Source organism: uncultured Aliiroseovarius sp. (assembly GCF_947497285.1).
Taxonomy (GTDB): Bacteria; Pseudomonadota; Alphaproteobacteria; order Rhodobacterales; family Rhodobacteraceae; genus Aliiroseovarius.
Genome location: NZ_CANMFT010000001.1, coordinates 688,564 through 702,374, shown reverse-complemented (window position 1 = coordinate 702,374; position 13,811 = coordinate 688,564). Strand labels below are relative to the sequence as shown.

The window sequence follows — 13,811 nt, the reverse complement described above, 5'->3', positions numbered from 1 at the left end:
TCAAATTCGGGCGCCACCTTACGCCGCGTCTGTCGACACCCGCACCGGATCGCCCAGCACATGCATCAAGCGGTTGGCCCAGCCAAACAACGACGCCGACAGGATCAGGTCCAGCACCTCGGCCGCGTCCAGCCCGGCGGCTTTCAGCGCGTCCATATGCGCCAGTCCGGCCCGTGACGGCGCTTCAGACAGCGCCACGGCGAAGTCGAAGATCGCCCGGTCGCGTTCGGTCAGATCCGCCTTCGCACCGTCGCGGAACAGCTTGTCCGTCACCTCGGTCGATGTCTCTAGCTGCGCGTGGCGCGCGGCATGAACGGCGGCGCAATAGATGCAATGGTTGACCATCGAGGCCCCCAGTGCGCCCAGCTCCCGCTCGGCCCGGCTCATCCCGCCCGTGTCATACATAATGGCATTAAACAGCGGCGACCGCACCTTCAGGCTTTCCACGTCATGCGCAAGGGTCAGCACGTATTCCGACACCTTGGTGTTCGACGGCGTGACCTGCAGCGCATCCAGTTGCGCCTCGGTGGCGGCTTTCAGGTCCACCGGGGTCACGCGCGGCTGCCAATGCGGGACGTTGCGGGTGAATTTCGTGATCACCTTGGTCATGCAAACGCCCCCTTCATCAAACGCAGCCCGGCAATCACCCGGATCTGATAGGCCAGAAACGCGTTCAATTCCGCCAGCCGCACGATATCGGCATCCGCCACCCCGGCCGCTTGCAGGCCCGAAACATCAGCCGCCGCAACATTGCGCGTGTCAGCTGCGACCTTGTCCATGAATGCCACAACCTCGGCCAAACCCTGCGCTGCCCCGTCATTTTCCGGGTCAGCCAGATCGGCAAACGCACCTGCCCCGTCGGCATATTGCGCGGCAAGGTCCGCTTCATCGTTCAACGTCGCGATCCGCGCTGCCAACGCTGCCCGCAGGTCATGCGACCACGGGCCTTCATCTTTCGGGCGCAATACGGCGTCTTCGGCGGCCTGCGTCATCTCGAAGATCGCTGCACGCCCTTCGACGGCCGCCGCTAAACCACCTTCGGTCGTTATCCCTGCCTGACGCAGCGCAGTCGTGACCAAAGCCATCAGGCCACCTCCCCCTTCTCACTTTCCGTGATCAGGTCGGTGGGCACCCATTCGCTGCCATCCAGTTCCGGCTTGTCGTAGTCCAGCATGGCTTGCCAGTGCTTGGTGAGGTCCTCGGTGTAAAGCTTCGCCGCAATCTCGCGGGTCATCCAGTTTGCGCCCTCTGATATCCCCGGAATATCGCCCGAGACCTTGCCCAAACTCGCCGACGCACCGTAGTTGAAGCAGTAAACATTGGACAGCCACTGCGCGGTGCCCGGCACTTTTTCGCGGAACGTGAAATCGTGGTTCAAGTAGGGGAAGCGCCCCAGATCGCGCGACGGTTCATCCGCCGGCGGCGTGTAAACATCCTGCCACAGCAGGATATTGGTCGCCGCGTCGCCGAACTCGGTCCGCGACAGCGGGTCGATGGTGAAGCCGGTGCCAAGGATCACGAAATCCGCCTCATACGCCGTGCCATCGGCGAACCCCACTTCGACCGCGCCGTTCTTTTCGACCGTCGTTTGCACCGCTTTACCGAAGTGAAAATACGCGTTCGGATGACGACTGACCCGGTTGGTCGAGCCATGCGGCGGCGGCGTTTGCGTGGAGAAGGAATATTGCATGAAGCGCCAACGCCATTCATCCGGCAGGCTGGCATAGCCTGCGGTGAACCCGAACGACCCGATCCCCATCATCTTGTTGATGGTCGGCATTTCTTTGCGGCGGATCAGGTGGCGCACTTCAGCCGCGCCATGCTCCAACGCCTCAGCGGCATTGTCCACGGCGGACGCGCCCACGCCCACCACCGCCACGCGCTTGCCTTTCAGGTTGGCAAAGTCGATCTCGTCGGCACTATGCGCCCAGAACCTGCGGTCCAGACCCTGCACAAAGCCGGGAATGTTCGGCTGCCCGGTGCCATCGCGCCCGGTGGCAAAGACCAATTTACGGCACAGGATCGACTTCTCCTTCGCGCCGGACAGGTGCAGCCGCAACAAATCCCCCTCAGGCTCAACCAGATCGACGGCCACGTTGTTCTCGGTCGGGATGTCCAAAACCTGCCGATACCATTGCAGGTACTCCATCCACATCGGGCGCGGGATCTTGTCCAGCGCGTCCCATTCCTTTGTGCCGAACTGCGCGCGATACCACGCCTGAAAGCTCAACGCACCATGCCCAAAGGCCGGACCCGTCAGCTCTTTGGGCGAGCGCAACGTCTCCATCCGTGCATAGGTCAGCCACGGCCCTTCCAGCCCCTCGGGGCTGCGATCCAGCACCCGCATGTTGTGAATGCCACCGGTTTTCAGCGCCAGCCACGCCACCATGCCGCACATGCCACCACCGATGATCACCACATCATTGACCCCGTCACGCGCAGGCACCCAGTCCTTGCCGGGCCAGCAGAGGAACGTCAGATCCTCACGCAGCCGCGCCTCCAGTGCAGGCAAGCCTTGGCCATCTATCGGCGTTGCGGTGTCATGTGTCATGTCGTCTTTCCTTTAGGTATCAGATCCGGTCCCGAAGCGGTCAGGCAGACTGGCTGTCAGACCATTCCGGGTGGAGAACATCGATATGGAAGGGATGGGCATGCCGGTGCCGGGCCCCGTGCGCCGGAGTGTCGCGCAAATGTGGGTGATCGCTGGGCAAGTCGGGATGAACGTGTGAGCGCGTCAGCGGATCGGCGGCGGGCCAGACCCGTATTGCCAATAGGGCCACACCTGCGGTGAGCGCCGACAAAACCAGCAGCGATGGCGTCAACCCGGCAAGGGCCGCAAGTTGTCCAGCCAGCGGATACGCCACCAGCCATCCGACATGAGACAACGAGAATTGCGCCGCAAAGACCGACGCGCGGTCCACCGCACGGGCCGACCGTGCGATCACCAAGCCGCCCGGCGTCAGCACCAGTGATGCCGCCAAACCAAACGCCAGCCAAAGCGCCAAGTGGCCCGCATAGCCCAACGGCAAAGCAATCCCGAACCCAAGCGCTGCATGCGTCAGCGCACCCACCGCCATCACGCGACGTTCATCCAGTCTTTCAATCAGGCGCGGCACCAGCACAGCACCGATCGCAGCCCCCAGCCCGTAGAGGGTCATCAGGATTGGGAAATGCCGCTCTGCATCGCCCAGCGTTGTGCCCGCCAGCACTACCGAGTTGACCAAAACCCAGGCCATGCTCAGCGACAGTGCAAAATTGAACAAGAACAGTCCCCGCAGCCGCGGCGTCTTGCGATAGATATGCAGTCCGTTCAGTGCACGGGTCAGGAACGGCCCCTTGCGCTGCGCGCCCGTGTCCGCTGGGAAACGCGTGATCAGCAGCCCCAGGATGGACCCCACGAAGGCCAGCGCAGCGACCCAGAACAGGAACTCTGCCGCGATCAGTTGCAGCACGATGGCGGCGATCACCGGTGACAGCACCGATTCCAGCGTGTAGGCGATGCGCGACCAGACCAATGCCCGGCTATAGGCGTGCTCGTCCGGCAGCACGTCCGGGATCACCGACTGAAACAGCGGCGTAAACCCGGACGAGACCGCGAAAAACACCAGCGCCAGTGCTGCGATCTGCCACGTCTCGGTGGCGAAGGCCATGGGCAGCAGCAGCAGCATCCGCGCCGCGTTCAGCCCCACCATGACCCGCTTGCGCGGGGCGCCTGCCAACAAGGCTTCGGCCAGTGGCGCAATGCCCACATAGGCAACCATCTTCACCGCCAACAGAAAGCCAAGGATCTGCCCCGCCGCCGCAGCGCCACCGATACGGTAAGCCGCCAGCGACATTGCCACCGTCATCAGCCCGATCGCCAACAACGAACACACCTGCGCGGCGAAAAGCCGCCGGAAGGTCGGATTGGCAAGGGGGCTGATACGGGCTGCGGTCATGAGGCGAGCGTATCCTTGGGCAAGGCTTGGGCTTTGAACCGGGCGGTACTGGTATCGACGCAATACTGATCGGCCCAATCTTGGGCGATCCGCGACAGATCGTCCACAGCCTTGATGATAAAATCTGCCTTCTCGTCGGTCATCAAGGCAGATAGGTTCAGCCGCACCCAGCCGGGCTTCGCCGTCTCCTCGCCCTGTTCCAAAGCCGCGATGGTCGCATCGGAATCGGCCTTGCCCAGACCCAGCAAACGGTGGCCATACGGCCCGGCACAGGCACAGCCGCCACGTGCCTGCACGCCGGTCAGATCGCTGAGCAGTCGGGTGAAGAACTGGTGATGCACCTGCCCCCCTTCCCCGTCCTGCACGCGGAAGGAAAAGATCGGCAAAGCGTCGGCGTCGGGCAGGCCCAAAACCTCAAGCCGGTCGTTGCCAGCCCAGATTTTCAGGGCCCGCGCCCTAAGTGCCGCTTGCCGCTTGTCGAGCCAATCCTGCCCCAGCGCCTCTTTCACCAGCATCGCCAGTGCCGCGCGAATATCGCCGGTCACGTTGGGCGTGCCGCCTTCTTCGCGCGCCGCGAGGTTTTCAGAATAGACATGCCCCCACGGCGACACGAAACTGACCGTGCCACCTCCGGGCAGTGTCGGCGTGGCACGGCAGGCGATCGCGTCACGGATCACCGCAACACCGCTGGACCCCGGACCGCCGGGAAACTTGTGCACGGAAAAGACGATGGCATCCTTCTGGGCATCACTGCCCGGCTTCATATCCATCGCGCAATAGGGTCCGGCACAGCCGTAGTCCCAAATCGCCAGCGCGCCATGGGCGCGCAGCATCCGGGTCACCGCGTCCACATCGGTCAGAATACCAGTGACATTGGACGCCGCCGAGAACGTGCCGACGATCCGCGCGGCCCCCTGCGCCGCCTGCAATGCACGCGCGAGGTCATCCAGATCGACGCCACCGCCCGGGGCTTCGGTCACCTCGATCACCTCGGCCCCGGTTTCGCGCCATGGCAGGATGTTGGAATGATGCTCATACGGGCCGGTCAAGACCACCACGCGCTGCCCGTCCCTGACCATTTTGGCCAGGTCCAGCAAGCCCACGATCCGGTTGATCCCGGCGGTCGAACCTGCGCCGGTGAACACCACGCTCATCCCCGGCCCCGCACCGGTCAGACGCGCAATCTCGGCCCGCGCAGCCTCGCGCAGCTTGGTCATATATTCGCCGCAAAACGACGCCTGCGTGTGGGTATTGGCGTAATAGGGCAGCACACGATCACGAATGAAATCCTCGACCTGCGCCAGCGCCCGGCCAGAGGCGACGTAGTCGGCATAGATCAGCGGTTTCGGCCCAAACGGCCCGTCGATCTGCACATTTTCACCGATCAGCCCCTTGCGGATCTGATCATGAACCTCAGCGCCCTTCAGCGCAGCCTTGAAATCGTCGAGAGCGGTCATGTTATCCCCTGAATTGATCCAACCATGATGACGCAAAATTTTGAAAAAACTTCACAGCTTTTCACCATTGCAAATCAAATTTTGGGTCATATGATCGCTTTATGGCGCATATATTAGATCAGTTTGATTATCACATCCTAGAGGAACTCCAACGCGACGCGGCACAGTCCCAAAGGGTTCTTGCCGACAAGATCGGCTTGTCGCAAAACGCCTGTTGGCGCAGGCTCAAGGCGCTGGAAGCCATGGGGGCAATCCGCAACCGCACCGTGGTGATCGACCGCGAAAGTCTAGGCGGCAGCTTCGTGGTATTCTCGTTGATCAAGACAAGGCACCATTCTGCCGACTGGCTGCGACAGTTCCGCAACCACGTCTCGGCGATCCCCGAGGTGATCGACTTCTTCCGCATCGGCGGCGAATACGACTATCTGTTGAAGATCGTTGTCAGCAACATGGCAGGCTATGATGATGTCTATAAGCGCCTGATCGGGAATATCGAGCTTGAGACCGTCACCTCCTATTTCGCGATGGAGGCGATCGAGGAACAGCGGCCCATTCCGCTCAGGTAAGGCACAACCGATCTTCTCGCATTGGCGAACAACGGAAGGGCGGACTCTGACCGCGGGTGGGGGTGAAGCCCCCGCCCATGGGGGCGGTCGGGGGCTGCCCGGCATGGCCGGACGGGGACCTTCACGGACCTAGCGCCAGTTCAGCACCACCTTGCCCGACAGACCGGATTTCATCGCGGCGAAGCCTTCCTTGAACTCGTCCACATGCATCTGGTGGGTGATCACGCGGCTCACATCCAGCCCGTTTTGCAACATCGCGATCATCTTGTACCAGGTCTCGAACATCTCGCGGCCATAGACGCCCTTGATGGTGATTGCCTTGAACACGATGCGCGACCAATCGACGGGGGACTTGCCGGGCGGAATGCCCAGAAGCGCGATCTTGCCGCCCATGATCAGGCTTTCCACCATTTGGTCCAGCGCCTGCTGACTGCCTGACATTTCAAGCCCGACATCAAAGCCCTGCTTCATTTTCAGTTCGCTGATCACATCGCGCAAATCTTCTTTCGTCACATCCACCGTGCGGATGTTTCGACAAACATGTTCGGCCAGCTTCAGGCGATCCGGGTTGATATCGGTGATCACAACATGCCGCGCCCCAGCATGACGCGCGACCGCCGCGGCCATGATGCCAATCGGCCCGGCACCGGTGATCAACACATCCTCGCCCAGCAGATCGAAACTCAGCGCCGTGTGCACCGCGTTGCCAAGCGGGTCGAGGATCGCGCCAATCTCGTCCGGGATATCATCGGGCAGCGGTACCACGTTGAACGCAGGCAGGCGCAAATACTCCGCAAACGCCCCTTGCACATTCACACCAATCCCCCGCGTGCCCGGGTCCAGATGGAACTTTCCCGACCGGCTTTGGCGGCTTTCCGTGCCGACCACATGCCCCTCGCCCGAGCATCGTTGCCCGATCTCAAGCCCGGTGACATTGCGGCCAAGTTCGACGATCTCGCCGGCAAACTCGTGGCCCGTGATCATCGGCACCGGCACTGTGGCAGCGGCCCAGTCATCCCAGTTCCAGATGTGAATGTCGGTGCCGCAAATCCCGGTGGCGTTGATGCGGATCAGCACCTCATCGGGGCCGATCTCCGGCACCGGCGCCTGCACCATCCACAGCCCTTCCTCGGGCTTGGATTTTTCCAGGGCTTTCATGGTGTTGGGTAGGCTCATTTGATCACTCCCAAATCACGACCCACTTTGCCGAACGCAGCCAGCGCGCGGTCAAGCTGTTCGGTGGTCAAAGCGGCGCTCATCTGTGTGCGGATGCGCGCCTGTCCATGCGGCACGACCGGGAAAAAGAAACCCGAGACATAGACGCCTTCGTCAAACAACCCGGCCGCCATTTTCTGTGCCAAGGGGGCATCACCCAGCATCACCGGAATGATCGGATGCTCGCCGTCCAGCAGCTTGAAGCCCAGCTTGCTCAGCCCGTCCCGCCAGTTTCGCGCGTTTTCAAACAGCTTCGTGCGAAGCCCCGCGCCTTCTTCCACCAACCGGATCGCCTCAAGCCCCGCCGCAACAATCGACGGCGGCAAGGCGTTTGAGAACAGATAGGGCCGCGCGCGCTGGCGAAGCAGGTCGATTACGGGCTGCGGCCCGGCGATATAGCCGCCAAGCGCGCCACCAAGTGCCTTGCCCAACGTGCCGGTCAGAATATCCACATCGACCCCGAAATGATCCGGCGTCCCTGCCCCACGCGGCCCCATAAAGCCGGTCGCGTGGCAATCGTCCACCATCATCACGGCATCATATTGCTGCGCCAGCCGGGAAATTTCCGGCAGGTTGGCCAGATAGCCATCCATCGAAAAGACGCCATCCGTCGCGATCATCACATGCCGCGCGCCACCGTCGCGCGCCTCTTTCAGCTTCGCCTCAAGATCGCCCATGTCGTTGTTGGCATACCGAAAGCGCCGCGCCTTGCACAGCCGGATCCCGTCAATGATCGACGCATGGTTCAGCGCATCCGAGACGATCGCATCCTCCGGCCCCAGCAGCGGTTCAAACAACCCGCCATTCGCATCGAAACAGGCGGCGAACAGGATTGAATCGTCCTTGCCCAGAAACGCCGCCAGTTTCTTTTCCAAGTCGCGGTGCAAATCCTGCGTGCCGCAGATGAACCGGACCGAAGCCATGCCGAACCCCTTGTCCTTCATCACGTCGCACGCAGCGCGGATCAGGTCGGGGTGATCGGCCAGCCCCAGATAGTTGTTGGCGCACAGGTTGATCACCTCGTGGCCGCCCACGCTGATTTCCGCCCCCTGCGGCGAGGTGATCAGCCGCTCGCGCTTCATCAGCCCGTCGGCCTCGATCCCGGCAAGCGTGGATTGCAGATCGGAAATGAAACGGTCGGACATGGGAGGCTCCTGTGTTTTGATACCGAAACGCTACTATAGCGGACAAATGTCCACAATATGGGATTTCACCTTGGCAAACAACTGTCCGCCAGATCGTTACCCGCCTTTGACGACAAGGAAGGCGCGCGCACGCCCTTCGGCCTGCAACCGGTGTGGCACGTCCGCCGCATAACGCGCGGTTTCACCTGTGTTCAGCCGGTCAGACAAATCACCGCTGGTCACGGTCAGCACACCTTCGATCACGGTCAGGTTCTCTTGCGTGCCGTGGGCGTGGGGCGCTGACTCCAAAACGCCATCCTTGGCAAAGCGCAGCTCGTAGACCTCGTGTTGCCCTGCATCCTCGGGCGGCGACAGAATGCGGATCGTGCAGCCTGCGCCGTGGTTCTCGATGGTCGGCACTTCCTGCGCGCGCAAAACGTCGATCTGGTTGCCTGCCTGATCCTCCAGTAGCCCCGCGAAATCGACCTGCAATGCGCGCGTCAGGTTCCACAGCGTCGACACCGTGGGCGAGGATACGCCCCGCTCGATCTGGCTGACCATGCTGCGCGACACACCTGATAGCCTGGCCACCGCTTCAAGCGACAGCCCTTGCGTCCGCCGCGCCTGTTTCAGGCGGGCCGGAAGACGCGAGAGGATCGAGTCAGGTTTGTCCATCATAATTGGACGGTAAGGCCGGCTTGGTTGGCTTTCCAGTGGAAAATGGTGAACGGCGCGCAGGTTCGGATGGCTTTATGCCTTGGGTCAACCAGTTCGCATACGCTTTCGGCGAGGGCGCATTCCCTTAGCTGCTGCCTTTGCTGACCTTGGCTATCCGACCAACGGATCGCCTGAATTCACGCGCTCTGGCAAACATGCGCTCCTAGAATTGGCGGATGCACGACCTGCCGCGACCAAGCCGCCAACGCGCCACCGGCGGAGGTCATAAGCGCAGTGGTCGGAACATCGGTCCAAGCAGTATCGGTCGGGTAAGGTGGCGGTGGGGAGGGGACCGGGGTCGAACCTTCTCCACCACAAAAGAATCTGCAATCATTGATCTTCTTTGAAGCCGGCGAGATTGCTGAGCTTGAGCGAAGCTGCAGGAAGAGTGGGAGGATCGCAGCGGCGAATAGCCTCGATTTGCAATAGCAAAGAAGCGCCAGCTCGGTTAAGTTACAAGCAAAACATACTCTGGGAGAGACCCATGCCAAATAGGTATTTCTTGTATTTGGCGACCTTCGCTACACTCTCGGCTTCCTCCGCATTTGGTTGCGCGTTGCCGGTAACGGCGCCGCTTGCTTTCGAGCGCAGCAACTGGCGCGATGTCGAGGCGCTTAGGATCGACCACCCCTCAAATGGCGACATCGCGCGTCGGCAGGATTTGGAGCGTAACGGACATGGCGCGCTCAACATCGATTTCTACACACTCACAATCGATGCCAATGGGCAGTCCGCGTCATCCCTGCTGAGAGAACTGCGCCTCAACTTGGACCGCGTCATCTTTGCAGGTACTGTCTGACGTCAGCACCAATGGGACAGTTTAGGGTGATTTGATAAGAGAGGGTTTCTGGCTCATCGTAACCACCAAGGAGTGGAGATGAGATAGAAACCCGGAACCCGCAAGAGCCACGGCGAGAAGGTCGTCAAAGACATTCGCCGAGCCACCCGCAAGCAGTATTCAGCGGAAGAGAAGATCAGGATCGTGCTGGACGGCCTGAAGGGCGAAGACAGCATTGCCGAACTGTGTCGGCGTGAGGGTATCGCACAGAGCCTCTACTACAGTTGGTCCAAGGAGTTCCTTGAAGCTGGGAAGAAACGTCTGGCGGGCGACACGGCGCGTGCCGCGACATCGACCGAGGTCAAGGATCTGCGCCGTGAGGCACGCGATCTGAAGGAAGTGGTTGCCGAACAGGCCCTGGAACTGCGGTTGCTCAAAAAAAGCATGATCGCGGATGGGGACGACGACGAATGAGGTATCCCGCATCCGAGAAACTCGAAATCATCCGCTTGGTCGAAGGTTCGCATCTGCCGACCAGGCGCACGCTGGACAAGCTCGGCATCCCCAGAACGACCTTCTATCGCTGGTATGACCGATATCTGTCAGGTGGTCCCGAGGCGCTTGAGGATCGCAGCCCCCGGCCGTCACGGGTCTGGAACCGCATTCCCGAGCCGGTTCGAGAGAAGATCAAAGACCTGGCTTTGAAAGAAAGCGATCTGTCGCCGCGCGAGCTGGCCGTTCAGTTCACTGACACGGAAAAGTACTTTGTGTCAGAGGCTTCGGTCTATCGCATCCTCAAGTCCTACGATCTGATCACCAGCCCGGCCTATGTGGTTTTGTCCGCCGCGGACGAGTTCCATGACAAGACCACGCAACCGAACCAGCTTTGGCAGACCGACTTCACCTATCTGAAGGTCATCGGCTGGGGCTGGTTCTATCTGTCGACGATCCTCGACGATTACAGCCGTTACATCATCGCATGGAAGCTCTGCACGACGATGAAGTCGAGTGATGTGACCGACACCCTGGATCTCGCGTTGCAGACCTCGGGCTGCGATCAAGCTACGGTCCTGCACAAGCCACGGCTGCTATCGGACAATGGTGCCAGTTACATCTCGGGTGAGCTGGCCGAATGGCTCGAAGAACAGCAGATGGACCATGTCCGCGGTGCCCCGTATCACCCGCAAACTCAGGGGAAGATCGAGCGATGGCACCAGACCTTGAAGAACCGCATCTTACTGGAAAACTACTACCTGCCCGGTGACCTCAGACAACAGATCGATGCCTTTGTCGGTCACTACAACCACCGGCGCTATCACGAGAGCCTGCAAAACCTCACCCCGGCCGATGTCTACTTCGGGCGCGGCCAGACCATTCTGAAACAACGAGAAAGGATCAAACGGAAGACCATCGAAACGCGACGCTTGCTTCACCGCAAATCCGCCGCATAATCACAACAACAAAATGAGCCAGACCCTCTCTTAGCTCAGGCCGCCAACTGGCCCAAAACCTCTGACGACGGACAGACGAAAGTCAGGTCCACAAGAGTAGATGTTCACCACCTGTTCGCTTTCTCATCAGCACTTGGCGAGAGCGCATGTCCCGCCCGAGCCTTCGCGGTGGCTTTTGACTGGTATTGACACCAGCAAGCACGGCCGCCCAAGACATGAAACGCCCCAATCCTCTGCCACCAGACCAGATGACGCCCGCAGAACGCCGCGCCGAGCTATGCGGCCTTCTGGCTCTAGGACTGGTTCGTTTGCGGATACGTGATCGGGCGGAAGTATCTGACGATACTGGAGAAAGTGGACTACACTATCCGGCCGACGAATGGCGTCATGCAACTCCAACTCACCGGAGAAATGCATGACCAAACAAGATCCCATTCCCGCCCGCCTGGCCGCGCTCAAGACCGTTTCGACGCCGGATCTGAAGGCTCAGTGGCGCGACCTGTTCGACAGCGAACCGCCGCCGTTCAACCGCCGCTACCTTGAGAGCCGACTGGCCTACCGCATCCAGGAGCTGGCTTATGGCGGCCTGAAGCCGGAAACGGTAAAGCGGCTAGAAGCCCTTGGCGAGCAGCTCGATGGGGGTGACCGCAAGAAGAGCCGCATCCGCGCTGACTTGACGCCCATTGTCGGTACGAGGCTGATCCGTGAATGGAAGGGCGTTGAGCATGTTGTCACCGTCACCGCCGACGGCTTTGACTGGCAGGGCCGCCCCTACAAATCGCTCTCCGCGATTGCTCGCGCCATCACTGGCACCCGCTGGAACGGCTGGTTCTTCTTTGGCCTGAAAAACCACCGGAGGGGCGCATGACCAAGCCGATTATCCGGAAACTGCGCTGCGCGATCTACACGCGCAAATCCTCCGAGGAAGGGCTCGAGCAGGAATTCAACAGCCTGCATGCGCAACGGGAGGCCTGCGAGGCCTATATCGCAAGCCAGCGCTCCGAGGGCTGGGTGCTCGTCCGCGATCAGTATGACGATGGTGGCATTTCTGGCGGCACGCTAGACCGCCCGGGCTTACAGCAATTGATGGCGGATATTGAGGACGGCCTCGTCGACGTGGTGGTCGTTTACAAAATCGACCGCCTTAGCCGCTCGCTGGCCGACTTTGCCAAGCTGGTCGAGGTATTCGACCGCAATGACGTGACCTTTGTTTCGGTCACGCAGTCGTTCAATACCACCACATCAATGGGGCGGCTGACGCTGAACATCCTGCTCTCCTTCGCCCACTTCGAGCGCGAGGTCACGGCCGAGCGCATTCGCGACAAGGTCGCGGCGAGCCGCAAAAAGGGCATGTGGATGGGCGGGGTTCCGCCCTACGGTTATCGCGTTGAAAGTCGCAAACTGATCATCGACGAGGAGCGCGCAGCCCATGTCCGTTGGGCATTCGAGCGGTTTATCAAAATCGGATCTGGCACCGAACTGGCCCGCGAAACCGCAGCCAAGGGCATACTGACCCCCAAGGGCAACCCGATGGACAAGAAGTTTATCTACCGCATGCTTAACAACCGCGCCTATATTGGCGAGGCGGTCCACAAGGGCGAAAGCTACCCCGGCGAGCACGACGCCATCATCGATCGCGAGACGTGGGACCGCGTCCATGCCATCCTGCAGGAGAGCCCACGCAAACGCGCGGCCCGGACCAGGGCCAAAACACCAGCCATACTCAAAGGCTTGCTCTATGGACCGGACGGCGCGGCGTTTTCGCCGACGCACACCCGCAAGCGCGACCGGCTGTATCGCTACTATGTCAGCCAGACCGTGCTGAAGCACGGCGCCGGATCGTGTCCCGTGGGCCGTGTCTCGGCTGGTGAGATCGAAACCGCCGTTATTGATCAGCTTCGCGCAGTGTTCCGCCAACCCGAGATCGTGGCCGGGACATGGAAGGCGGCACGCGCCAATGCTGACGATATCACCGAGGCCGATGCCCGCGCGGCTCTGCAGCAGCTCGACCCGCTGTGGGATGAACTCTTCCCCGCAGAGCAGGCGCGCATCGTGGCGTTGCTGGTCGAGCGCGTCGACATCGGCACGGACGGGCTCAATGTCCGGCTGCGCGTCGACGGCCTCAGTGGCCTTGCGCGCGAGATGCTTGCAGGCGGTATCGAGGCGGCAGCATGACCAGCAGGACACCGATCCAGGACACCGTGACGCTGCACGTGCCATTCCGCGTCGTGAAGCGCGGTGGGCGAAAGGAAATGCAGCTGCCGGACTGCATCAAGCAACCGCGCCGGACCGACAGCACACTGGTCAAGGCGCTGGCTCGTGCGTACCGCTGGAAGCGGATGCTGGAGTCGGGTGAGTTCGCCACCATCGCCGAACTGGCCGAGCGAGAGGGCATCGCGCCGTCTTACATGACCCGCGTCCTGCGTCTCAGCCTGTTGGCACCCGATATCGTCGAGGCGATCTTGGACGGTAGGCGGGGATTAGATGTGACGCTGTCGCAAGGACTAGAGCCGTTTCCCCTTGCGTGGAAGCGGCAGGCGTCGTATTTTTCTCTGTAGGGCAGAA

Annotated in this window: 14 protein-coding genes; 6 read left to right on the top strand and 8 right to left on the bottom strand. The window is 61.2% G+C overall.

The window, feature by feature from the left end:
• Positions 1-18 precede the first annotated feature (18 nt).
• From Q0864_RS03360 to Q0864_RS03340, 5 genes are read right to left on the bottom strand one after another with little or no spacing between them, the layout of a single operon-like run.
• Complete coding sequence (locus tag Q0864_RS03360) at positions 19-609, bottom strand: peroxidase-related enzyme (RefSeq protein ID WP_298566098.1); 591 nt, start codon at positions 607-609, stop codon at positions 19-21.
• Positions 606-1,085: a hypothetical protein gene (locus tag Q0864_RS03355; RefSeq protein ID WP_298566097.1), complete on the bottom strand. Its 480-nt coding sequence runs from the start codon at positions 1,083-1,085 to the stop codon at positions 606-608. Before Q0864_RS03355 ends, Q0864_RS03360 begins: the two co-directional genes overlap by 4 nt.
• Positions 1,085-2,551, bottom strand: a complete 1,467-nt coding sequence (locus Q0864_RS03350) for an NAD(P)/FAD-dependent oxidoreductase (protein WP_298566096.1) — start codon at positions 2,549-2,551, stop codon at positions 1,085-1,087. The genes Q0864_RS03355 and Q0864_RS03350 overlap by 1 nt, the downstream gene beginning before the upstream one ends.
• Before the next feature lie 40 nt (positions 2,552-2,591).
• Positions 2,592-3,938 carry an MFS transporter gene (locus Q0864_RS03345; RefSeq protein ID WP_298566095.1) on the bottom strand — a complete coding sequence of 449 codons (1,347 nt, stop codon included), beginning with the start codon at positions 3,936-3,938 and terminating at the stop codon, positions 2,592-2,594.
• Positions 3,935-5,395 (bottom strand): aminotransferase class V-fold PLP-dependent enzyme, encoded by a 1,461-nt coding sequence (locus Q0864_RS03340; RefSeq protein WP_298566094.1) that lies wholly within the window; start codon positions 5,393-5,395, stop codon positions 3,935-3,937. The genes Q0864_RS03345 and Q0864_RS03340 overlap by 4 nt, the downstream gene beginning before the upstream one ends.
• 101 nt (positions 5,396-5,496) lie before the next feature.
• Between Q0864_RS03340 and Q0864_RS03335 the strand changes: the two genes are divergently transcribed.
• Positions 5,497-5,961: an Lrp/AsnC family transcriptional regulator gene (locus tag Q0864_RS03335; RefSeq protein ID WP_298566093.1), complete on the top strand. Its 465-nt coding sequence runs from the start codon at positions 5,497-5,499 to the stop codon at positions 5,959-5,961.
• Between the two features lie 129 nt (positions 5,962-6,090).
• Here the strand turns inward: Q0864_RS03335 and tdh are convergent, their stop codons facing one another.
• From tdh to Q0864_RS03320, 3 genes are all read right to left on the bottom strand, one after another.
• The gene (gene tdh / locus Q0864_RS03330; protein ID WP_298566183.1) at positions 6,091-7,119 is read right to left on the bottom strand and encodes an L-threonine 3-dehydrogenase; all 1,029 of its coding nucleotides are present in this window, start codon (positions 7,117-7,119) and stop codon (positions 6,091-6,093) included.
• A 14-nt stretch (positions 7,120-7,133) separates the two neighbouring features.
• Positions 7,134-8,321, bottom strand: a complete 1,188-nt coding sequence (locus Q0864_RS03325) for a glycine C-acetyltransferase (RefSeq protein WP_298566092.1) — start codon at positions 8,319-8,321, stop codon at positions 7,134-7,136.
• A 96-nt stretch (positions 8,322-8,417) separates the two neighbouring features.
• Positions 8,418-8,978, bottom strand: a complete 561-nt coding sequence (locus tag Q0864_RS03320) for an XRE family transcriptional regulator (RefSeq protein WP_298566091.1) — start codon at positions 8,976-8,978, stop codon at positions 8,418-8,420.
• Between the two features lie 523 nt (positions 8,979-9,501).
• Here Q0864_RS03320 and Q0864_RS03315 point away from each other — a divergent pair.
• From Q0864_RS03315 to Q0864_RS03295, 5 genes are all read left to right on the top strand, one after another.
• Positions 9,502-9,816, top strand: a complete 315-nt coding sequence (locus Q0864_RS03315; RefSeq protein ID WP_298566090.1) for a hypothetical protein — start codon at positions 9,502-9,504, stop codon at positions 9,814-9,816.
• 132 nt (positions 9,817-9,948) lie between these two features.
• A protein-coding gene (locus Q0864_RS03310) for an IS3 family transposase (RefSeq protein ID WP_298566182.1) occupies positions 9,949-11,246 on the top strand; the annotation gives its coding sequence in 2 pieces (ribosomal slippage) (positions 9,949-10,231 and positions 10,231-11,246; 1,299 coding nt in all).
• A 415-nt stretch (positions 11,247-11,661) separates the two neighbouring features.
• Positions 11,662-12,114, top strand: coding sequence for a DUF2924 domain-containing protein (locus Q0864_RS03305; RefSeq protein ID WP_298566089.1), 453 nt, complete (start codon positions 11,662-11,664; stop codon positions 12,112-12,114).
• Positions 12,111-13,421: a recombinase family protein gene (locus tag Q0864_RS03300; RefSeq protein WP_298566088.1), complete on the top strand. Its 1,311-nt coding sequence runs from the start codon at positions 12,111-12,113 to the stop codon at positions 13,419-13,421. The genes Q0864_RS03305 and Q0864_RS03300 overlap by 4 nt, the downstream gene beginning before the upstream one ends.
• Positions 13,418-13,804 (top strand): hypothetical protein, encoded by a 387-nt coding sequence (locus tag Q0864_RS03295; RefSeq protein ID WP_298566087.1) that lies wholly within the window; start codon positions 13,418-13,420, stop codon positions 13,802-13,804. The genes Q0864_RS03300 and Q0864_RS03295 overlap by 4 nt, the downstream gene beginning before the upstream one ends.
• Positions 13,805-13,811 lie beyond the last annotated feature (7 nt).